This is a genomic window from Streptomyces sp. NPDC056222, assembly GCF_042264065.1.
Classification (GTDB): Bacteria; Actinomycetota; Actinomycetes; order Streptomycetales; family Streptomycetaceae; genus Streptomyces.
This window is the reverse complement of record NZ_JBHJTL010000016.1, coordinates 13703-33629: the sequence shown is the minus strand read 5'-3', so window position 1 is coordinate 33629 and position 19927 is coordinate 13703. Positions and strand designations below refer to the sequence as shown.

At 71.1% G+C, this 19927-nt stretch carries 19 protein-coding genes; 7 read left to right on the top strand and 12 right to left on the bottom strand.

The window, feature by feature from the left end:
- Positions 1 to 153 precede the first annotated feature (153 nt).
- Entirely contained in the window at positions 154 to 576 is a 423-nt protein-coding gene (locus tag ACFC0D_RS10805; protein ID WP_376433385.1) for a hypothetical protein, read from the bottom strand.
- Positions 577 to 792: 216 nt separating this feature from the next.
- Between ACFC0D_RS10805 and ACFC0D_RS10800 the strand changes: the two genes are divergently transcribed.
- The gene (locus tag ACFC0D_RS10800; protein WP_376433383.1) at positions 793 to 963 is read left to right on the top strand and encodes a hypothetical protein; all 171 of its coding nucleotides are present in this window, start codon (positions 793 to 795) and stop codon (positions 961 to 963) included.
- A 57-nt stretch (positions 964 to 1020) separates the two neighbouring features.
- Here the strand turns inward: ACFC0D_RS10800 and ACFC0D_RS10795 are convergent, their stop codons facing one another.
- From ACFC0D_RS10795 to ACFC0D_RS10785, 3 genes are read right to left on the bottom strand one after another with little or no spacing between them, the layout of a single operon-like run.
- The gene (locus ACFC0D_RS10795) at positions 1021 to 1965 is read right to left on the bottom strand and encodes an SUKH-3 domain-containing protein (RefSeq protein WP_376433381.1); all 945 of its coding nucleotides are present in this window, start codon (positions 1963 to 1965) and stop codon (positions 1021 to 1023) included.
- The gene (locus tag ACFC0D_RS10790; RefSeq protein WP_376433379.1) at positions 1962 to 2354 is read right to left on the bottom strand and encodes a YwqJ-related putative deaminase; all 393 of its coding nucleotides are present in this window, start codon (positions 2352 to 2354) and stop codon (positions 1962 to 1964) included. Before ACFC0D_RS10790 ends, ACFC0D_RS10795 begins: the two co-directional genes overlap by 4 nt.
- Positions 2347 to 2817, bottom strand: coding sequence for an SUKH-3 domain-containing protein (locus ACFC0D_RS10785; protein ID WP_376433377.1), 471 nt, complete (start codon positions 2815 to 2817; stop codon positions 2347 to 2349). The genes ACFC0D_RS10790 and ACFC0D_RS10785 overlap by 8 nt, the downstream gene beginning before the upstream one ends.
- A gap of 610 nt (positions 2818 to 3427) precedes the next feature.
- Between ACFC0D_RS10785 and ACFC0D_RS10780 the strand changes: the two genes are divergently transcribed.
- From ACFC0D_RS10780 to ACFC0D_RS10755, 6 genes are all read left to right on the top strand, one after another.
- Complete coding sequence (locus tag ACFC0D_RS10780) at positions 3428 to 5017, top strand: aldehyde dehydrogenase family protein (protein ID WP_376433375.1); 1590 nt, start codon at positions 3428 to 3430, stop codon at positions 5015 to 5017.
- Entirely contained in the window at positions 5014 to 5559 is a 546-nt protein-coding gene (locus ACFC0D_RS10775) for an SRPBCC family protein (protein ID WP_376433373.1), read from the top strand. Before ACFC0D_RS10780 ends, ACFC0D_RS10775 begins: the two co-directional genes overlap by 4 nt.
- A gap of 21 nt (positions 5560 to 5580) precedes the next feature.
- Positions 5581 to 7473: an NAD(P)-binding domain-containing protein gene (locus ACFC0D_RS10770; RefSeq protein ID WP_376433371.1), complete on the top strand. Its 1893-nt coding sequence runs from the start codon at positions 5581 to 5583 to the stop codon at positions 7471 to 7473.
- Positions 7470 to 8063, top strand: coding sequence for a YdeI family protein (locus tag ACFC0D_RS10765; RefSeq protein WP_376433369.1), 594 nt, complete (start codon positions 7470 to 7472; stop codon positions 8061 to 8063). Before ACFC0D_RS10770 ends, ACFC0D_RS10765 begins: the two co-directional genes overlap by 4 nt.
- A complete protein-coding gene (locus ACFC0D_RS10760; RefSeq protein WP_376433367.1) occupies positions 8060 to 8764 on the top strand; it encodes a 4'-phosphopantetheinyl transferase family protein in 705 nt (234 codons plus the stop codon). Before ACFC0D_RS10765 ends, ACFC0D_RS10760 begins: the two co-directional genes overlap by 4 nt.
- A 121-nt stretch (positions 8765 to 8885) precedes the next feature.
- The gene (locus ACFC0D_RS10755; protein ID WP_376433365.1) at positions 8886 to 9479 is read left to right on the top strand and encodes a DNA-binding response regulator; all 594 of its coding nucleotides are present in this window, start codon (positions 8886 to 8888) and stop codon (positions 9477 to 9479) included.
- Positions 9480 to 9519: 40 nt separating this feature from the next.
- Here the strand turns inward: ACFC0D_RS10755 and ACFC0D_RS10750 are convergent, their stop codons facing one another.
- The 8 genes from ACFC0D_RS10750 to ACFC0D_RS10715 all read right to left on the bottom strand — a co-directional run bounded on the left by ACFC0D_RS10750 (position 9520) and on the right by ACFC0D_RS10715 (position 19797).
- Positions 9520 to 10677 carry a sensor histidine kinase gene (locus tag ACFC0D_RS10750; RefSeq protein WP_376433363.1) on the bottom strand — a complete coding sequence of 386 codons (1158 nt, stop codon included), beginning with the start codon at positions 10675 to 10677 and terminating at the stop codon, positions 9520 to 9522.
- 120 nt (positions 10678 to 10797) lie between these two features.
- Entirely contained in the window at positions 10798 to 12354 is a 1557-nt protein-coding gene (locus tag ACFC0D_RS10745; RefSeq protein ID WP_376433361.1) for a SagB family peptide dehydrogenase, read from the bottom strand.
- A gap of 33 nt (positions 12355 to 12387) precedes the next feature.
- On the bottom strand, positions 12388 to 14664 hold the full coding sequence (locus tag ACFC0D_RS10740; protein WP_376433359.1) for a TOMM precursor leader peptide-binding protein: 2277 nt from the start codon (positions 14662 to 14664) through the stop codon (positions 12388 to 12390).
- Positions 14665 to 14725: 61 nt separating this feature from the next.
- Entirely contained in the window at positions 14726 to 14866 is a 141-nt protein-coding gene (locus ACFC0D_RS10735; protein ID WP_376433357.1) for a hypothetical protein, read from the bottom strand.
- A 122-nt stretch (positions 14867 to 14988) separates the two neighbouring features.
- Positions 14989 to 16257 carry a sulfate adenylyltransferase subunit 1 gene (locus ACFC0D_RS10730; protein ID WP_376433494.1) on the bottom strand — a complete coding sequence of 423 codons (1269 nt, stop codon included), beginning with the start codon at positions 16255 to 16257 and terminating at the stop codon, positions 14989 to 14991.
- A gap of 89 nt (positions 16258 to 16346) precedes the next feature.
- Complete coding sequence (cysD, locus tag ACFC0D_RS10725; protein ID WP_376433355.1) at positions 16347 to 17318, bottom strand: sulfate adenylyltransferase subunit CysD; 972 nt, start codon at positions 17316 to 17318, stop codon at positions 16347 to 16349.
- The gene (gene cysC, locus ACFC0D_RS10720; protein WP_376433353.1) at positions 17315 to 17944 is read right to left on the bottom strand and encodes an adenylyl-sulfate kinase; all 630 of its coding nucleotides are present in this window, start codon (positions 17942 to 17944) and stop codon (positions 17315 to 17317) included. Before cysC ends, cysD begins: the two co-directional genes overlap by 4 nt.
- Positions 17941 to 19797: a M20/M25/M40 family metallo-hydrolase gene (locus ACFC0D_RS10715; RefSeq protein WP_376433351.1), complete on the bottom strand. Its 1857-nt coding sequence runs from the start codon at positions 19795 to 19797 to the stop codon at positions 17941 to 17943. The genes cysC and ACFC0D_RS10715 overlap by 4 nt, the downstream gene beginning before the upstream one ends.
- Positions 19798 to 19927 lie beyond the last annotated feature (130 nt).

Genomic DNA, 19927 nt, shown 5'->3' with positions numbered 1-19927 from the left:
CACGTGTGGCCCGCCCGCGGCGGGGGCGGCCCGCGGGGGGCTGCGGCCGGGCGCAAGGGCCGGTCCGAAGGCCGCGGACCACCAGGGCGTGATCGAAGTCGGCCTCTTCGTCGTGGTGGTTGGGCACGGCCGCCCGGCGGCCCCAGGTGGTCGTCAGTCGGCCGTGACGCCCCAGTAGCCGATCCGTATGGGACGGCCGGCCTCGTAGAGCACCGTGCAGTTGCCTTGGGCTCGGTCGGGGAAGGGCGCGCGATGGCTTTTCAGTGCTTCCTCCCACTCCGCTTGGGTCGGTCGGCCGTTGGGCGACCAGGCGCGTACCTCGGCGTCGGTCAGGGGTCGCATGAAGGGGCCGTCGTCGGTGTCCGTGGCGTCGATCATGTGGGGGAAGTCCAGCACCGTGCCCGTGCCGCCGGTGAAGATGTACTCGTGCCACTCCGCGTCGTGCCACAGTTCTTCGATCGACCGGCCTTCGAAGCCGTGGTCGTCCTGGGCCAGTGCCTCTTCCCGAGCCTGTCGGAACGCGGCCCCCAGATCACTCTGATATGGGCCCGTGTGACTCCACGCGTTGCCGCCCATCCTCGTCTCCTCCTCATCCGAACCGTTCGATCGACAGCGAGCGTAGGAGGTGGCACTGACAACGCACCGCCCCAGCGCGCGCGGTGGGCCGCGCGAGGAGGCTGCCGGCCTCGGCTCCCGAGGCCTCGCCACATCGCCTCTGCATGAGCTAGGTTGAACGCGTTCAATTGCGAGAGGGGAGGCGGGCCGTGGGGGTACCAGCACTGCTCATCCGTCATGGGTGACCGGGACTGGGATGACGACAGCGACTACCACTCCGCCGTGGGGTGCGGCTGGATCATGACGGTGATCGCTCTCGTCTGTTCGCTGGGAGTGGTGGCGCTCATAGCCGTGGCCCTGTGCGGGCTGACGTTCTCCCTGGACCTCTTGGACGAGCTCAGTCGCTGACAAGTACCTGCTGAAAACCGGGATCCCTGTCCCTCGGCCCCCACGGGCATCCCGGTGTCAGCTGTTCGTGGGTGGTGGTGGCGACCAGGTGTCGAAGGCTTTGACGCAGGCGTCCACGAGCGTGGCCGGGTGACCCAAGGAGGCCGCCGGGGGTGCCGAGAGCGACAGGGTGAAGCCCTCGGGGCCGCCCACCGTGAGTCGGCAGGCGAGCTCCGACAGGGGCGCGGGCGTGTCGGGCGGGGCGGGGACCGTCAGGGTCAGTTCGCAGGAGTGGGGCGTCTGCGACACGGCGGACAGCCCCTGCTCCATCGCCTCGATCAGCGGGGTGGCGCTGTCCTCCAGCGGCCCCGGCCGCAGGGGGAAGGTCTCGTCGAGGACCCGTGCGCCCGCACCTCTGAGGCTCGTGGCCCGGACGTGGAGCGTCCGGGCGTCGAACAACCCGCTCGTGTGCAGGACGTAGACCGCGACCAGCGCCGCCCTGACGGCGGCCGCCAGGTCCGCCGGGGTCTCGGTCAGTGGCCAGTGCCACGTTCGCGCCCGGACGTGCGGCGGTCGGTGGCCCTCGGTCAGCGCGGTGAGGCCGTCGCTCACGGTGTCGCCGAGCAGCCACGCGCCCCCGGTGCCCACGGAGAACAGCCGGCCCTGCTCGTCGACCGCCATCGGCGCGTCGGCGTCGGTGCGGCCGAGGGGGAAGAGACGGGTGTCGAGTGCGTCGGCCACGGGGTGCAGGGCCGGGCCCGAGTAGCGGGCCTCCTGGGGGTCGACGACGCAGCCCGTCGCCGCGACCTCGCTGCCGCCGTGTGCGGCCGGTTCCAGGCGTAGCCCGTAGAACTCCCGTACCGCGCGCTCGGCGGCCGGGAACGGGATCCAGGGGCCCAGGCCCGCGGTCCTCCTGATCGCGAGCATGGCCTCGTCACCGGCGTCCCGTCCTGGATGCCAGCCTGCCCGGGTCAGTGTCCCCGCCGGGTCCGTCACGCCGTCGCCCGTCATGGCCCGGCTCACGAATCGCCGACCACTGTGATCGCCAGCCTTTCCGCCAGCGCCGTGCACGAGCGGCAGACCGTGGCCGGTGTGCCGTGTTCGGGGTCGCCTTGGGCGCGGATCTTCCGGGAGACCAGGGCCGCACCGGTGAAGTGGGGCAGCGCCTCGTCGAGGGTGGTCGTCCTGCCGTCCGGCCGGCGTGCGTCGAAGGCGTGGAGCTGGTCGGAGATGAGCGCGGACTCGGCGCAGTAGCCGAGGAACGGTTCGCGCAGGCTCGGCGGGAGCGCGTCGAAGAACTCCTGGACGGCGGCATGGAGACGGGGCTCGCCGTCACCGGTCAGGTCGGTGTGGCTGGTGATCGTCCCCTGGACGAGCAGGGACGAGGCCGTCCCCGGGATCGCGTCAGACAAAGTACTTTCCCGCTTCCTGCTGGGGGCCGCGCAGCAGACAGCTGATGGCCTCGTCCGTGTTGGCCCCGAGGAAGTAGGGACCGGTGTGGTGCATGAGGAAGAAGCGCCCGGTCTCGTCGATGAGGACCATCGCCCCGTCGAATTCCTCGTATCCGACCGGAAAAAGCCTCTGGCCCAGTTTCCCGGCCAGCTCGGCCACGTCCTCGCCGCTCTCCTCGTAGATCCAATGCGGGGTGAAGCCCACGGCGTCCGGAGGAGTGCCCGCGATGACCATACGCAGACCGCCGAATTCGCGTACGAAATCCTGGGCGGCCTCGAACGGTTGGACGGGATGCCCCTCGTCGGCGAATCGCTCCGTCACGACCCGCAGGAGTTCGGGCAGTTCCGCACCGATGTCGCGCCCACGGGACCAGCCCGCGTCTGTGAGGGCGGCCGCGACCTCGTCCGCTGTCATTCTCAGCATTGCTTGCTCTCTCTCAGTGGTGCGCGACGGCGCCGGCGAGCGGCAGCATTTTCGCACAGGACCGGCACGCCGGTTTGTCGTCGCCGTGGAACAACTGGCTTCCCCTCCAGGCCTGGTGTTTCCGATCCGCATGGGAATACACGAGCGATCCGTCCATGACCTTCCGGACATCGGCGGCTGAGACGATTCCCGTCCCGTCCGGATCGAGGGTGTGCAACCGGTCCGATACGAGGGTGACTTACGCGCTTTCCCGTGGCCGCCGGTCGGGGGCGCTCGGGGCGCTCCCCCGCCGCCCGTGCCGCCCGGGGCTCGCTCCCTGCGCCGCTCGCGCCGCCCTTGCCGTTGGGGGTCCTTTCCCTCGCGTCGCGGGTGTCGCCGGTTTGCGATCCTGGGCGGTCTTCGCCGGCTTGCCGCGGCGACGGGGACGATCAGCCCCTGGTCGTCCGCACGCCCGCCTTCCGCCCGACGCCAAGAGTGTGACGAGGAGGCCGAGTCGGGGCGGATCGCTTCCATAAGCAAGCCTGATGGCGGGCTCATTGTTCCCCCCGAATCGCCACCCTAGCTTTGGGGACAAACGTCAGCCGTATTCGGACTGACCGAAGGGGGCGAAATGAAGTTCGGGGTATATCCGGCCTACATCGGTGGCCAGGACATCACCGGCGCCGATCCACAGTTCGTACACACCATTACCGCCCGTTCCCTCATCGAGGACACCTTCCCCAGTCTGCGTCTCAAGCGCGATCTCGATCTGGGAATCGTCGATCCGGATGCGGCGGGGGAGCGCGTCGTCGGGGCCTGTGTCGTCGCCGACGAGGAGATGGCGGCGCTGGCACTCGAGGCGGCGGCCAAGGCCGCCGAGGAGTGGCGGCGGGTGCCGATCGAGACACGTCTGGAGGTGGGGCGGCGCATCGGAGAGCGTCTGTTGGAGCACCGGGAGCCGCTTGTCGAGATTCTGGTCGCCGAAGGGACTCCCCATGACGCGGCCGAGGGAATGATCACGGGAATTCCCTTCACCAGCTGGAGCAGCGAAACGCTCGAATGGTGCGCCGAGCAGCTGGAGTTCCGGCGCGTGGACGGCGAGCGGGAGATGATTCTGCGCCGCATTCCCGACGGCGTGGTCTGCATCAATCCGCCGCAGAACGCCGCGACCGTGAACGCGCTGAACGGGCTCACCGCCCTCATCGCCGGCAACACCGTCGTGGTGCGGGCGCCGCGCGGTGTCGCGCTCAGCTGTATGTACGCGATGCGAGAGGTCGTGGCGCCCGTGCTGGAGGAGATGGGCGCGCCGGCCGGGACGGTCAACGCGTTCTGCGGTGCTCCCATGCTGGAGACCTGGCTCGCCAGTGAGCACGTCGACGACGTGCTCTACTTCGGCGGCAGCAAGAAGGGCCTGGAGTTCGAGGCCGACGCGATCGCCGCGGGCAAGAAGCCGATCCTGGAGCTCGCGGGGAACGACTGCTGCGTTGTCTGGCACGACGCCGACCTGGACGCCGCGGTGGAGACCATCACCCAGTTCTTCCTGAACTCCGGCCAGATCTGCAACGTCCCCAACCAGGTCGTCGCCCATCCGGCGATCGCCGACGAGCTCATCGAGCGGCTCGTCGAGGCCACCAGGGACATCCGGCCCGGCTATCCCGACGAGCCGGGCGTGGTCCTCACGCCGGTCCTCGGGGTCGACTGGTTCTTCGGCTGCCTGGGCGAGGCGCTCGCCAAGGGCGCGAAGCTCGTGCACGGCGGGCGCCGTCTGGAGGTGGACGGTTCGGAGTCGAGCACCGGATTCTTCGTCGAGCCGACCATCGTGCGCGTGGAAGGGCTCCAGGGCGCCAGGTCGCTCTCCGTCGTCCGCGACGAGACCTTCTTCCCGCTGCTGCCGATCATCGTGCCCGAGACCGTCGCCTCGGACGACGAACTCCTCGAGCAGGTACTGGAGTTCGTCAACAGCAATGCGTACGGACTGCGCAACTCCGTCTGGTCCTCCAGCTTCTCGACGATCGAGCGCTTCCTGGACGGGGTCACCAACGCCGGCAATCTGAAGATCAACGACTCGCACAGCGGCTTCCTCCCCTTCCTGCCCAACCAGGGCGGCCCCGGTCTCACCGGCGGTGCCTTCGGCGAGGCGAGCCACCCCATGCTGCGCACCACCCGCTTCCAGGCCGTCAGTGTGCTGCGCCCGGCGGCCGACAAGGAGGACGCGTCATGACGACCCGCGTACTGAAGGCCACGGTCCCCGCCTCGGCCGCCGAAGTGATCGAACGCCTCGCGGACGGGGCGGCGTTCCCCTCGTACGCGGAGGACATCCTCTCCGTCGCGGACACCGTCGACGGGGATCAGGAGTGGCTGCTCGCCTTCCGCGGCGGTACGGCCGGCTGGGTGCAGAGGTACGAGCGCGCCGACCGTGCGGACGTGCAGCGGAGCGAGTCCGCCGACCGTGCGGACGTGCAGCGGAGCGAGTCCGCCGACGTGCGGCCCACCGAGCGTGCCACCCCGGCCGAGCAGTCGTACCGCATCGAGTTCGAGCAGGTCAGCGGGGACTTCCAGCATCTGAAGGGGGCCTGGACGAGCACGGATGTCCCCGGGGGCAGCGAGGTCGCCTTCGAGGTCAGCTACAGCACGAGCGTCCCCCATCTCGCGGGTGCGATCGACTCGGCCGTCGGACATGTGCTGCTCCGCAGCGCCCACCAGGTCATCTCCGCCGTCGGAGGCCCCGCCCGGGTCACCGCGGGCGGCCACTACCTGTCCTGAGACACAAGGAGAAGCACCCCCATGGAGAAGGTCTGCATCATCGGAGCCGGCTGGTCGGGGCTTGCCGCCTGCCAGGTTCTGCACGCGCGCGGGATCGAATTCGACTGCTACGAAGCCGGCTCGAAGGTCGGCGGCAACTGGCGCTATCTCAACGACAACGGCATGTCGTCGGGGTACCGGTCCCTGCACATCAACACGTCCAAGAAGCTGTCCGAGTACCGCGCGTACCCCATGCCGAAGGACTACCCGCACTATCCCGACCACGTCCAGATCGCGCAGTACCTGGACGACTACGTCGACCACTTCGGCTTCCGCGAGTCGATCGCGTTCCGTACGTCGGTGACCCATGTGGAGCCCGCCGAGGGCGGCGGCTGGACCGTGACCTCGCAGGACCGTGACACCGGGGTCGAGACGACACGCCACTACGGCTCCGTGGTCGTGGCCAACGGCCACCACTGGGACCCGCGCGACCCCGAGCCGGGCTTCCCCGGCGCGGACACCTTCACCGGCACCCAGATCCACTCGCACTACTACAAGGTCCCCGACGAGTACGCCGGCAAGCGGGTGCTCGTGCTGGGCTTCGGCAATTCGGCTTCCGACATCGCGGTGGAGACCTCCACCGTCTCCGAGCGCACGTTCCTGTCGATCCGTACCGGTGGCTACGTCTTCCCCAAGTTCATGTTCGGCAAGCCCGGCGACGACATGATCAGCCCGTTCATCACCCGCGTGATGCCGCGCGAGACCCAGCGCTGGGTCATGGCCCTCCTGCTGCGGATGACGATCGGAAAGGTCACCGACTTCGGTCTGCCGGAGCCGGGCCACAAGCTGTTCAACTCCCACCCGACCGTCTCGGAGTCCCTGCTCCCCCGGCTCGGCCACGGCGGTCTGTCGGTCAAGCCGAACATCTCGCACTTCGACGGCGACACCGTGCACTTCACCGACGGCAGCAGCGAGGTCATCGACACGGTCATCTACAGCACCGGTTACAAGGTCAGCTTCCCCTTCCTCGACGAGTCCGTGATCGCCCCGACGGACAACGACGTCTCCCTCTTCCACCGCGTGGTCGACCCCCAGCACTCCGGGCTGTACTTCGTGGGGCTGTTCCAGCCGCTGGGGGCGACGACGGTGCTGGCCGAGGCCCAGTCCCACTGGATCGCCGATCTGCTCCAGGGCAAGGCCGCGCTGCCGTCCCTTTCGGAGATGCGCAAGGAGATCACCCGGTACAAGGAGAAGCTCGCCAAGCGCTACATCACCTCCAAGCGGCACACCATGCAGGTGGACCACTACCCCTACCTGGCGGAGCTGCGCGGGGTACGTCGCAGGGGCGCCAAGCTCGCGAAGAAGGCCGGCGGGACGATCGCGGCCGACTACCGTCCCGAGGAGGTGTCGATCCGGATCGACGCGTCTCCCGAGGTGGTGTGGGACCTGATCAGCGATGTGACGCGGATGGGCGAGTGGAGCCCCGAGTGCCGCCGCTGCTACTGGCGCGGTGACAAGCGCGGGGTCGGGGCGAAGTTCATCGGCATCAACCGCCGCGGCTGGGTCGCGTGGATCACCTCCAACACGGTCGAGCAGTGGGAGCGGGGCAAGTCCTTCGCCTTCCACACCACGACCAACGGGGTGCGTTGGGGCTACCGTCTCGAGCGGGACGGCCAGGGAGGAACGCTGGTCACCGAGGTGTGGGACGTCTCGGGGCAGAACACCGGGCAGCGCAAGCGCACCGCCTCCTTCGCCAACTCGATGCTCGGTGGCTACGAGAACCACACCGAGGAGCTGCGTGAGGGGATGCGGATGACTCTGGAGCGCGTCAAGGCCGCCGCCGAGCAGCAGGGCCGGCCGCTGAGCAGCGTGCCGGACACCGCGCGCTCCGGTGCGCGCGTCACGGAGGCGGTGGAGGTGGACACGGCGGCATGACGACGGACGACAATCTGCGCTGCTCCTCCGTGGAGGAGTTCGCCGCCTGGATGGAGACGCATCACGGGGCGGCCGACGAGGTCTGGCTCGCACTGCCGAAGAAGGGCACGGCGGTCGCCTCGGTGACCCGGTCCGAGGCCCTGGACGTCGCGCTCTGCTACGGCTGGATCGACGGCAAGGCCTTCTCCGGGAACGTGCCGGACGGTTGGTGGGCGCAGCGCTTCTCGCCCCGCAAGCGCCGCAGCCCCTGGTCGAAGATCAACTGCGCCAAGGTCGAGAAGCTGATCGCCGCCGGCCGGATGCGGCCGGCGGGGCTCGCGCAGATCGAGCTGGCGAAGGCCGACGGCCGCTGGGCCGCCGCGTACGCGCCGCAGAGCACGGCGGAGGTCCCGCCCGATCTGCGGGCCGCGCTCGACGCGTCCCCGGCGGCGGCCGCCGCGTACGAGGCGTTGAGCAGGAGCAACAGATACCAGATACTGCTCAACGTGGAGAAGGCGGTGAAGTCGGAGACACGGGCGCGCAGGATCGCGGGGTACGTCGAGCGACTGGAGGCCGGCGATCCCCCGCACGGACCTCGGAGGAAGCCGTGATCCCGTCCCTGCCCGAGTCGCCGGGTGTGGCGCCGCCCGCCGCGCTGCCCGTGCAGCGGGCCTCGGAGACGACGTTGTGGCTGGTCGAGGCGGATGCCTGGGCCGACTGGGCGGGGCGGCTCGCTCCCCGGGTGCTGGACGCCGGGGAGCTGCGGCGCGCGGAGTCCTTTCGCCGGGAGACGGACCGGCGGAGCTATCTCGTGGCCCATGTGGCGCTGCGGGTGCTGCTCGGCGAACGGCTCGGTCTCGCGCCGGAGGCGGTCCGGCTGGGGCGGGCCGTGTGCCCGTGCTGCGGCGGGCCGCACGGCCGGCCCGTGGTGGAGGGCGGCGGGGCGTACTTCTCGCTCTCGCACGGCGGGTCGATGGTGCTGCTCGGGCTCGCGCCGGTGCCGCTCGGTGTGGACGTGGAGCGCGTACCGACGCCCGAGTCCGTCGCGGAGACGATGACGGTCCTGCATCCGGACGAGCAGGCCGAGCTGGCGGCGCTCGACGAGGAGTCGCGCCCGTCCGCCTTCACGCGGGCGTGGGCGCGCAAGGAGGCGTACCTCAAGGGCATCGGTACCGGACTCGGCCGCTCCCCCGCGCTGGACTACATGGGTACGGGTGTCACACCGGCCGCGGGGCCCGACGGCTGGACCGTACGGGATGTGGCCACCGCGGACGATCATGCTGCGGCGGTCGCTTTCGCGCCGGAGCTCTGACCAGCGCGAATACCGAAGTGCGGTAACGATTATCCGCCAATTCCCGCTTGCCGCACTACGATTCACCTCGCGAACGGGCTCCACAGGGGGGTTCGTGAGGGGGGAAACAGTGATCCGAGTCATGCTCGCGGACGACATGCTGATGCTCCGGCGGGCCCTGGTCTCATTGCTGGAACTGGAGGACGGCATCGAAGTGGTGGGGGAGGCCGACAACGGCGACCGGGTGCTTCCGGTGGCGCTGGAGACCCGGCCGGACGTGGCCGTACTGGACATCGACATGCCGGGGATCGACGGCATCAGAGCCGCGGAGCTGCTGAGCCGGGAGCTCCCGGAATGCAGGACGATCATTCTCACCAGTCTCGGCAGGCCGGGGAACCTGCGTCGGGCGCTGGAGGCGAAGGTGTCCGGGTTCCTGCTCAAGGACGCCGACCCGACCCGGCTCGCGGCGGCGATCCACCAGGTCGTCGCCGGGGAGCAGGTCGTGGACCCGCAGTTGGCGCTCGCGACGCTGACGGCCGGGGGGAGTCCGCTGAGCGCGCGGGAGACCGAGGTGCTGCGGCTGGCCGCGCAGGGGCTCGACGCACCGGAGATCGCGCGGAAGGTGTTCCTGTCCGCGGGGACCGTGCGCAACTATCTGACCACAGCGGTGACCAAGCTCAACGCCCGCAATCGGATGGACGCCGTACGGATCGCCCGGGACGCCGGCTGGCTGTGAGCCGGGGGCGTGTCCCGCGGACCGGCCCGCGGGGCACGCCCTAGCTCTCCGCCGCCTCGCGGTCGGGGGTCTCCGCGGCGGTGCCGGCCGGCGGGGAGGGGAGTTCCACGGTGAGTTCGAACCACCCGTCCTCGCGGACACGGCTGGTGAGCCGGCCGCCCACGGCCTCGGCGCGGATCGTGAGGCTGCGCAGACCCACCCCGCCGGTGGCGCCCTCGGCGTCGGGGCAGTGGGCGGAATCCCGGTCGCGCAGACCGTCGTTGGCGATGCGGAGGCGGGCGGTGCCGTCCTTGACGCTCGCCTCCATCACACAGTGCTGGGCCTTGCTGTGCCGCAGCAGGTTGGTCACGCCTTCGCGCAGTACGGTCGCGAGGACGGTGTCCACGGAGCTGTGCAGGGGCTCCTGGGTGACCCGGATGTCGGTACGGATACCCACCGCGCGCAGCAGGGAGGCCGCGCTGTCCACCTCGCGACTCAGGCTCATCTGGACGTAGCTGCTGGCCACGGAGCGGACGTCGGTCAGCGCCTGGCGGGCGGTCTGGACGATCTCCGTGATCTCCATCTCCGCGCGCTCCGGCGCCACCCGCACCAGCCGGTGGGCGAGTTCGCACTTGAGCGTGATGGTGGAGAGGCTGAAGCCGAGCAGGTCGTGCAGATCGCGGGCGAAGCGGAGCCGTTCCTGTGTCACGGCGAGGCGTACCAACTCCTCGCGTGCCGCCTGCACTTCGCGAATCAGACCGGAGAGCCGGCTCAGCCCGTAGACGACCAGGCCGGTGAGGGCGGTGGCGACGGTGTTGTAGGCGAGCTGGCCCACTCCGTACCCCACGGCGAACTGGACGACGCCGGTCGCTGCGATGACGGCGGCGAAGGCGGTCCAGGCGAGTGCCGACCTCAGGACGAGCAGCGAGGACGCGGCGAGGAAGCCGGGCATTCCCAGCCAGGCGGCGCCGAACAGGGTGAACGGGGCGAAGGTGAGGACCGCCTGGAGGGCCAACGTACCCCTGCGGTAGCGGGCGGCCGCCGGTATCCAGTCCGGGAAGGAGTGGCTGAGCTGGAGGAAGAGCAGCATCAGCATGAGGACGCCGCACAGGGCGAGCTCTCCGCCTCCGAATCCTCCGCCGACGGCGTAGGTCAGCGCGACGGCGAAGAAACAGAGGATGACGACAATGGTGATGGTGCCGGCGACGCGCGGCGCCAAATCACCTCCTTCGCTGGCCCGGTGGCTGCATACGTCTGAATCTGCGGTGCGGGACCATCGCACAGGGGCTCCCTACTCGACTGCGTTTTCGCACGGGGTGTGCAGCATAGGCCGAGTAGGTTACGGACTGGGAGGTATCTCCGGTCGTGAACCTCTCGCGGCCAAACCACCTGACGTTACCGGAAGTTGGTGTTCCGCGGAGGGCGCCCCGGCCGGAAGCGCCGCCAGGACGAATTCGCCGACGCCCGACTCGGCGCGCCAGTCGAGACCGAAGGCGCGGGCCGAGGTCGCGGTGTCGCCGAAAGCCAGGGCGCAGGGCCCGATGCCCATGGCCGTGGAGACCAGGTAGAGCGTCTGCTGGAGCGCCCCGACCTCCTTGAGCAGCACGCTGTAGGCGCTGCCCGGGTAGGCGGTGCTCATTCGGCGGAATCGTGCCGTCATGCTGATCAGGACGGGTGGTTCCTGACTCAGCCCCGCGTTGGTGCCCGCTTCGCCCAACAGCGCGTCCACCAGGACCGGTTCGGTGCCGAGGGGGAAGAGGGTGTGTCCGGCCGGGTCGTAGTGGTAGGCCCCGCGGGGAAGTTCGGTGGAGCCGGCCACCGTGACGTACAGCTCCAGCGGGTAGACCGAGCCTGCGCTCGGGTACGGGCGTCCGGCGGTCGGCCGGGCCCGGGCGGAGCGGTAGAGCAGCTCCCCCAGCTGGGACAGGGACAGCGGCAGTCCGCCGTCGGTCCGGACGGAGCGGCGGGATTCGAGGACGGTGGTCAGACGGGGGTCCCGGGCGAGGACGAGGTCGAGGTCGGGAACCGGCAACGCCAAGGGCATGCGACCGGGTGCGGGGTGTTCCCGCGCGGCCGTGTCGTCCTTGACGTCGAGGCCGAGCTGCTCGTCGTGCAGGCCCGGCCTGCTGCGGTTGTGCAGCATCAGCTCGCGCGGCGACCAGTGCTCCAGAGCGGGGTCCCGGTCCTCGGCGAAGGTGACGGCGTACGCCCCCCGGTCCTCCGCTCCGGTGGCGTGGCCGTCGGAGCGCCCCCCGGGCGTCCCGGGAACGAGCATCCCGGCCGCCTCCAGATAGCCGACCGCGGTGCGCACCACGTCGACCGGAACGTCGAGGAGCCGGGCCGTGTCGAGGACCGAGGTGGGGCGTACGTAACAGCTGACCAGCCACATCGCCTGCGGGGTGTGCAGCAGCACCCGGTGGGCGCTCAGCGGCGATTCGAGGATCATGTCCTGGGACCCGACGCGCAGGGTGGCGAACCGGGACAGCCGGTGGACGGCTTCCAGCGGCGGCCTGGCGGGGGCGAAGCGGGCCTCGCGCACGATCGGCACGACCGCGAGCTGTTCGGTGCCGTCGGACAGGGCGAGCGTACGGATCACGGCGTGGCGCACCGACTCGAGGGTGGCCCGGAGTGCGGCGCGGCGCGGGTCGCCGGGGAGGGACCCGGCGTCGCTGAAGCCGGGCAGGACGTTGTCCAGCGACACCGGGCCGTACGTCATGCGTTCCAGGGCGCGGGAGATCACCGGGTCGGTGAACGGCAGCCGGATCTCGTCCCAGCGGGTGCTGACGAGGCCGGTCCGGGGATCGTCCGCCGCAGTCTCCACCGTGGTGTCCTCGCGGAGCGACCACAGTTCGATCAGTCGGGTTTCCCGCGGGGCGGGTGGGGCGGATGACTTCATGGCCGGGACCTCACGGATGGCGCGCGACGGGTGTTACAGGAAGAGCGGGACCGGGTTGAGGTCCTCGTAGCGGGTGGGGGTGGCCAGCCGGCCCAGGCGTACCGGGACGTCGTACAGCCGGCCGGGGGCGAAGCGGGTCCAGAAGGTGCGCAGTCCGGGCACGATCACCTTGACGACGGGCAGACCGATGTCGGCCCGGGTCTGGTCGAGGACCAGGAGTTCGCTGCCGAGACCGCGGGCGAGCTGCGCCGCCGCGGCCACGTCGTCGGCCAGGTCGGCGCGCGGCGTGTACGGGAAGTCGGCGGGCGTGCGGTCCGGTCTTCCCGACGGGAGCAGATAGGGCTGGTTCGCGGTGGTGGCGGATCTCCACCAGTTCAGTGCGGCGGAGTCGTCACAGGTGTAACCGGCTCCGTCCGCGCTCACGTTGACGACGGGCGGCAGCATCTGGTTGACCTCGGCCACGGCTCTTCGCAGCGCCACCCGGGGGTCGAAGTGGGCGCCGAATCCGAGGGTGATGTCCTCGGCGGGCTTGTCGGTGCGCCGGGAGAGCGCGGCGAAGACGGGGACGCCGAGGTCGCTGGTGAGATCGAGGACCCAGAGCTCTCGGTCCAGGTCGGCGTGGGCGGCCCGGGTCTTCTCGATCCAGGGGTCTCCGAAGGAGGTGAGGTCCACGCCGGGCTGGCGGGTGCGGTTGTACCACCACAGGGCCACGGCATCGCGTTCGACGAGCTCCAGGAAGCCCTGGACGATGGCGTCCTCGCGTGAGCTGCCGGCCGCCGTGCCGTTGGAGTGGGCGGAGAAGAAGCCGGTGGGGCAGGGCGCGTCGTAGTAGAGCATCGAGGTCGGCAGCAGCCGGTGGCGGTCCTCGGTGAGCGACCAGACCGGGGTCCAGTCGACCGGGGTGTCCTCGTCGAAGGGCACGACGATCCGGTGCGCCGGGCCGTGCTCGGCGTTCCAGGCTGCCCGGTCGGGGAACTGACGGGGGTGGAACAGCTGGACCGTGTCGGGGTGGACGGCGCGGTCGGCGACCTCGCGGTAGGTGGCACGGAGGGTGGGCTCGTCGCCCTGCCGGTAGCCGCTGTGCCGCTCCACGGCCTCGCAGAGGGCGCTGACCCGGGCCTGCAGTGGGGTGGTGCCCTTGCCGGAGCTGTGGCTGCGCAGGCCGGCGCGGACCGCTGCGAGTCCGGTGGGCGAGGTGGCCGGGTTGTGGCCGGAGTGGAAGCAGTTGAGGAAGCCGGGGTCGCGCCGGTCGCGGCGTACCTCCTTGACCACGCCGGTCAGTTCGTCCACCAGGTGGCCGTAGGTCTCCAGCATCTCCTCGGGGGTCAGGGACCGCTCACCGGTGCCGGTGCCGGACTTGGGCCGGCTGACCGGCCGGACCGGTGCCCAGATGCGGCGGGCGGTGATCTCGGGGTCGCCGCAGGACGGGCACTGGGGGCGGCGGCGTACGGGATGGTGGCGGCCGGCCAGGGTCAGGGTGTCCATCGTCCACAGGGCGTTCTGGCCGGAGTGGCGATGTCCCGCCATCCACTTGACCGCTTCGAGGCAGGCCAGGTGGAGACCGACGGCGCGGCCCGCGGCGAGGCCGGAGGGCGGCACGCTGACGGGGCGGCCGAGGGCCTGGCCCAGATAGGTCTCGGCGGGGCGGTTGCGGCGCAGGGGTTCGGCCAGGCAGTGCCAGCACGGTCCGTCGTCCGGCTGGAACACCGGGCCGATCCAGGGCTGTTCGCCCGTCAGCCGGACGGGCAGCCAGGGGGTGCCATGGGCGCGGTAGGTGGCGTCGAGCTCGGCGAGCGCGGGGTCGAGGTAGCTGTCGCAGAGGACGACGGCCAGACCGGGGGGTTCGTCGTCGGTGTCGGCGCGGTGGATGCGCAGGCCGGCCGCGGCCAGCGCGGCGAGCAGTTCCTCGGTGCCCGCGCCCGCCTCCGTGCCGCGGCCGAGGCCGGCGACGGCCGCGCTGCCGGTGCGGCGGGCGGCTTCGCCGCCGTCCACTCCGGCCAGTTCCCAGAACGCCTCGCCCGAGCCGGCGGTGGCCGTGTCCGGCGCCCGGTGGGACAGCAGTCCGGAGCCGAGGAGCCGGGTGACGACCTGGCGTACCTGGTCGGCGGGGAGTGAGCCGGCGGCGTCGGCGATCAGACGGTCGAGGGTGCGGGTGCCGTCGAGCAGCGGGGCGAGAGCGGTGACGCAGGATCCTCGCAGCGCGGTCACTCCACGCTCGGATATGAGGAACACGCCCTCTCCGGGGACGACTTCGGCCTTCAGATGAGGCTTGAACCCGAGTCCGGTCGTGGTGCCCTGGCGGTGTGCCACCGTGTTTCCCCCTGTCTGGTGTGCGGCCTGCGGTCGGTTGTGTGCGTCGAGGTGCGGGCGGTTACTCCGCGACCGAGTCGCCCATCCAGCAGATGCACGTACCGGGCTGGTACGGCTCGGTGGCCATGGCGCCGAAGTCCTCTATGACCAGGTCCTCGGTGACCGGGGTGACGGTGACGGGGGTGGCGACGGTGAGGTTCATGTCGGCCCTTCCTGGAGTCGTTGACCTGCTGACGGGGAAGAGTCTGCTGGGCGCCGGGAAGGGCCGACAGTGCCTGTGTCACCGGGCCGACATGAAGTTCTCATGGTCATCTCGCGATGGCGTCACACCCCTTCCGCGGAGGTCGGCCCGTCCGCCATCGCGGCGGTGAGGGTGCTGCCGTCGGAGGGGTCGATGAGCAGGAACGAACCGGTGCGACGGAAGTCCGCGTAGCCGTCCAGGGCGAGCGGCTCCGCGGTGCGGACGACGATCCGGCCGATGTCGTTGACGCCGAGGGTGTCGGGCCCCGGGCGTTCGGAGAGGTCCTGGAGGTCGAGCCGCGAGGTGATGTCCACGACCACGGCCCGTACGGTGCGGGTGGTGTGCCGCAGCAGGACCTGCCGGCCGGCGTGGAGGGGCTGCTCGCCGAGATGGCAGACGGTGGCGGTCAGCAGCCGGACGGCGCGGGGCGCGGCGGCGGCCGGGGCCAGCAGGTCGCCCCGGGCGATGTCCAGGTCGTCGGTCAGCCGGACCGTCACCGACTGGGGGGCCCAGGCGGTGTCGGTGACGGTGCCGTCCAGGGTGTCGATGGCCGCGATCGTGCTGACCGCGCCGGACGGCAGGGCGGTGACCCGGTCGCCGACCCGCAGCACACCGGAGGTGATCTGCCCCGCGTAGCCTCGGTAGTCGCGGTGTGCGGCGGTGTTCGGCCGGATGACGTACTGCACCGGCAGGCGGGCGGACTCGGTACGGGGATCGGCGCCCACCGGTACCGACTCCAGGTGCTCGAGCACCGTGGGCCCCGCGTACCAGTCCATGCGCTCCGAGGGTCGTACGACGTTGTCGCCGGCCAGTGCCGAGATCGGGATGGCGGTCACCCGCTCGACACCGAGGGCGGCGGCGCAGTCGGAGAACTCGGCGGCGGTGCTGGCGAACACCTCCTCCGAGCAGCCCACCAGGTCCATCTTGTTGACCACGAGGGTGACGTGGCGGATCCGGAGCAGGGCGGCGACGGCGAGGTGGCGACGGGTCTGTTCGACGACGCCGTTGCGGGCGTCGACGAGGACGAGGGCGAGGTCGGCGGTGGAGGCGCCGGTGACCATGTTGCGGGTGTACTGCACATGGCCGGGGGTGTCGGCGAGGATGAACCGGCGGCGGGCGGTGGCGAAGTAGCGGTAGGCCACGTCGATGGTGATGCCCTGCTCGCGTTCGGCGCGCAGTCCGTCGGTCAGCAGGGCCAGGTCGGGCGCCTCCTGGCCGCGCTTGAGGGACGCGGCCTCGACGGCCTCCAGCTGGTCGGCGAGGACCGACTTGGAGTCGTGCAGGAGACGTCCCACCAGGGTGGACTTGCCGTCGTCGACGGAGCCGGCGGTGGCGAACCGCAGGGTGTCCACCGCCCTGTGCGGGTCGGCGGTGTGCTGGTCGGCGGCGTGCGAACCGGTCGGGTACGGCGTGGTGTTCGGAGCTTCGGTGAGGTTCACGGCTAGAAGTACCCTTCGCGTTTGCGGTCTTCCATGGCGGCTTCCGAGAGCTTGTCGTCGGCGCGGGTCGCGCCGCGTTCGGTGAGCCGGGAGGCGGCGATCTCGGTGATCACGGACTCGACGGTGTCGGCGGTGGACTCCACGGCTCCGGTGCAGGACATGTCGCCGACCGTGCGGTAGCGGACGAGCCGGGTCTCCAGGTGCTCGTCGGCGCGCGGGCCGCCCCAGTCGCCGGGGGCCAGCCACATCCCGTTGCGGGCGAAGACCTCGCGGTGGTGGGCGTAGTAGATCTCCGGCAGGGCGATGTTCTCGCGCTGGATGTACTGCCAGACGTCGAGCTCGGTCCAGTTGGAGAGCGGGAAGACCCGGACATGCTCGCCGGGGGCGTGGCGGCCGTTGTACAGCGACCACAGCTCGGGGCGCTGGCGGCGGGGGTCCCAGGCGCCGAACTCGTCGCGCAGCGAGAACACCCGCTCCTTGGCGCGGGCCTTCTCCTCGTCGCGCCGGCCGCCGCCGAACACCGCGTCGTAGCGGCCGGTGGCGATGGCGTCGAGCAGGGGGACGGTCTGCAGCGGGTTACGGGTGCCGTCCGGGCGCTCGCGCAGCCGGCCGTCGTCGATGAAGTCCTGCACCCGGGCGACGTGCAGCCGGAGGCCGTGCTCGGCGACCACGCGGTCGCGGTAGTCGAGGACCTCGGGGAAGTTGTGCCCGGTGTCGACGTGCAGCAGGGAGAAGGGCAGCGGCGCGGGAGCGAAGGCCTTGAGCGCCAGGTGGAGCATGACGATGGAGTCCTTGCCGCCGGAGAAGAGGATCACCGGCCGCTCGAACTCGCCCGCCACCTCCCGGAAGATGTGGACGGCCTCGGACTCGACGACGTCGAGGTGGGAGAGCCCGAAGGCGTCACCGGTCCGGACGGGGGGCAGCGACGGGGCGGCGAACGTGGTGACGGCCGAGGTGACGGTCGTGGCGGTCATGCGGCACTCCTCTCCTTCTCGTCCGCGCCGGCGAGAAGTCCCCGCCGGGTGAGCAGATCGAGCAGCTCCTGGGCGGACTCGGCGACGCTCTGGGTGTGCGAGGCGATCCTCAGATCGGGTGCGGCCGGCTCCTCGTACGGGTCGTCCACCCCGGTCAGACCGCTGATCTCGCCCGCCGCCTGCCGGGCGTACAGGCCCTTGACGTCCCGGCGGGCGCAGACCGACAGCGGGGCGGCGACATGGACCTCCAGGAAGTCGGTGCCGCTCTCCCGGTGCCAGGAGCGCACCGTGTCGCGGGACTCGGCGTAGGGGGCGATCACCGGGACCAGGACCGTCACACCGTTGCGGGCGAGCACCTGGGCGACCCGGCCGATGCGTTCGACGTTGTCGATCCGGTCGGCGCGGGAGAAGCCGAGGCCGGCCGAGAACGTCCGGCGCAGCTCGTCGCCGTCGAGGACCTCCACGCGTCTGCCGTGCGCGCGCAGCAGTTCGGCGGTGGCGTACGCGAGGGTGGTCTTGCCCGCGCTGGGCAGACCGGTCAGCCAGAGGGTCGAGCCGGGGTAGCAGGTGCAGTGGACGACGGGGGCCGCGCGGTCGTGCCCGGGGGCGGCCGTCAGGACGGTCACAGCAAGCTCCATTCTCGGACCGCGGCGGCCAGCAGGCGCTGGGCCCGCCGGAACTCGTCCGCGTGCAGGTGTTCGTCGGGGGTGTGGTCGAGCTTCGCGTCACCGGGGCCGTAGGCGACCATGGGGACGTCGTGCCAGGTGGTGGCGAGCGTGTTCATGTCGCTGCTGCCCTTCTTCATCAGGTACCGAGGGGTGATCCCCTCCGCCCTGAAGGCCCGCTGGAAGGCCTTGACCAGCGGACTGGTGCGTCCGGTGGACACTCCGGGGGTGGCCCGCAGGATGTCGATCCGCACGGGGGCGGTCGCCAGCGCGCACAGCGCGTCCACGGTCGTCTCCACGTCGAGACCCGGCGGTACGCGGACGTCCACGACGGCCTCGCCGACCTGCGCGTCGCCCTGGTTGAGGGCTCGTACGCCGAGCACGGCGGTCAGTGCGTCCGGGTGCAGTCCGGCCACCGTGCCCGGGACCTTGGCGAGCACCTCGACCATCCGGTCGCCCGCGGTACGGACGCCCTCGCCGGCCGTGTGCCCGGTGGGCTCCTCCACGCCGTACCGGACCTTGACCAGGCCGTAGTAGCCGAGGGTGAGGGCCTCGGCGCCGCTGGGCTCGCCCACGACGACCGCGTCGGCCGGGTAGGCGTCGCGGACGTGGAAGGCGCCGGCCCCGGTGATCTCCTCCTCGACGGCGCCGATCACCCGTACCTCGACGCCCTCGGGCGGGTCGAAGTCGGCGAGGGTCTGGAGGTAGGTCACCAGACTGCCCTTGGCGTCCACGGAGCCGCGCCCGGAGAGCACCTCACCGTCCCAGCGGACGGGCCAGCGGTGCGGGACGGTGTCCAGGTGACCGAGCATCAGCAGCCGCCGGGAACCCGATCCCTTGGTGGCCACCAGGTTGTTCGCGGCGTCGATCTCCGCCTTGATGCCGCGCTCCGCGCACCATTCGGCGAGGAACTCGGCGATCTCCCGCTCGTCGCGCGAGACGGAGGACAGCTCCACCGTGCGGGCGAGCAGATCGAGGTCGGGGGCGGGGGCGGGGGCCCGCCAGAACCAGGTGGCGCCGGCGGCGGACAGCGTGTGCGGCCCGGTGATGGCGGTGTCGGAGGTCCCCTTGAGGGCGATCTCGGCGGCCCTGACCTTCTGGCGCATCCGGCCCTTGGCGTAGCGCCGGCCCTCGCCCTCGGTGAGGTGGCGCAGGCTGCTGGTGGGGTCGGCCGGGTCGGTGAGCAGCCCGGCGGTGCCGGTGACCAGCCGCAGATGATCGGCGTCCAGGGCCAGCGCGGCCTCGGCGGCGAGCACGTCGGCGTCCACGTTGAGCGCCGTACCGCCGTCGGCGTCGGCGACCGGCGGAGAGAGGCAGACGACGTCGAAGGTGGCGAGCAGGCCGTTGAGCCTGGGGACGTCCACCGAGCTGACGGTGCCCGCGCGGTGGTCGCGGATCACCCTGGTCCTGCCGTCCTCCTGCACGCGCAGCGGGCCGTTGGCGGTGGCCTTGACGAGCGCGCCGGTGCGGGCGACCGCCGCGAAGACGGAGAGTCCGCGCCGGGTCAGCTCCTCCTCCACCAGGGGCAGGGTGACCTCCTCGTACGCGGCGACGATGTGCCGCATCTCCTCCGGCGGGCAGTAGCGGATCTCGTCGCCGTTGCGGGAGAGCAGGGTGCGGATCTCGCGGCCGGTGCGCCGGTAGTGCTCCCGGATGCCGGCCGCTCCCCCGGCGATGACGAGCAGGCGCGCGCCGCGCCGGTTGAGTTCGAGCAGTTCGTCGAAGACCTGACTGTGCAGCAAGGTGGCGCTGCCCAGTTTGACCACGTAGAGCGCGGCCTCGCGTGAGCTGGCGACTTCCCCGAGGGCTGGCATGTACGGAACTCCTTCGGCTGTTGGGAGGGCGGACGGTCCTGGGGCGGGGGGAGGCGGATGGGCTGAGGGCTGACGGGACGACAGGGGCGGCCGGGGTGCCGGGGGCATCCGGGGTGACAGGGCCCGTGTG

Excerpts from the sequence above, each read along its gene's own strand:
- ACFC0D_RS10775 (WP_376433373.1), top strand. The coding sequence starts at position 5,014 with ATGACGACCCGCGTACTGAAGGCCACGGTCCCCGCCTCGGCCGCCGAA.
- ACFC0D_RS10765 (WP_376433369.1), top strand. The coding sequence starts at position 7,470 with ATGACGACGGACGACAATCTGCGCTGCTCCTCCGTGGAGGAGTTCGCC.
- ACFC0D_RS10805 (WP_376433385.1), bottom strand. The coding sequence starts at position 576 with ATGGGCGGCAACGCGTGGAGTCACACGGGCCCATATCAGAGTGATCTG.
- ACFC0D_RS10800 (WP_376433383.1), top strand. The coding sequence starts at position 793 with ATGGGTGACCGGGACTGGGATGACGACAGCGACTACCACTCCGCCGTG.
- cysD (WP_376433355.1), bottom strand. The coding sequence starts at position 17,318 with ATGACCGCCACGACCGTCACCTCGGCCGTCACCACGTTCGCCGCCCCG.
- ACFC0D_RS10755 (WP_376433365.1), top strand. The coding sequence starts at position 8,886 with ATGCTCGCGGACGACATGCTGATGCTCCGGCGGGCCCTGGTCTCATTG.
- ACFC0D_RS10770 (WP_376433371.1), top strand. The coding sequence starts at position 5,581 with ATGGAGAAGGTCTGCATCATCGGAGCCGGCTGGTCGGGGCTTGCCGCC.
- ACFC0D_RS10780 (WP_376433375.1), top strand. The coding sequence starts at position 3,428 with ATGAAGTTCGGGGTATATCCGGCCTACATCGGTGGCCAGGACATCACC.
- ACFC0D_RS10715 (WP_376433351.1), bottom strand. The coding sequence starts at position 19,797 with ATGCCAGCCCTCGGGGAAGTCGCCAGCTCACGCGAGGCCGCGCTCTAC.
- ACFC0D_RS10735 (WP_376433357.1), bottom strand. The coding sequence starts at position 14,866 with ATGAACCTCACCGTCGCCACCCCCGTCACCGTCACCCCGGTCACCGAG.
- ACFC0D_RS10745 (WP_376433361.1), bottom strand. The coding sequence starts at position 12,354 with ATGAAGTCATCCGCCCCACCCGCCCCGCGGGAAACCCGACTGATCGAA.
- ACFC0D_RS10785 (WP_376433377.1), bottom strand. The coding sequence starts at position 2,817 with ATGCTGAGAATGACAGCGGACGAGGTCGCGGCCGCCCTCACAGACGCG.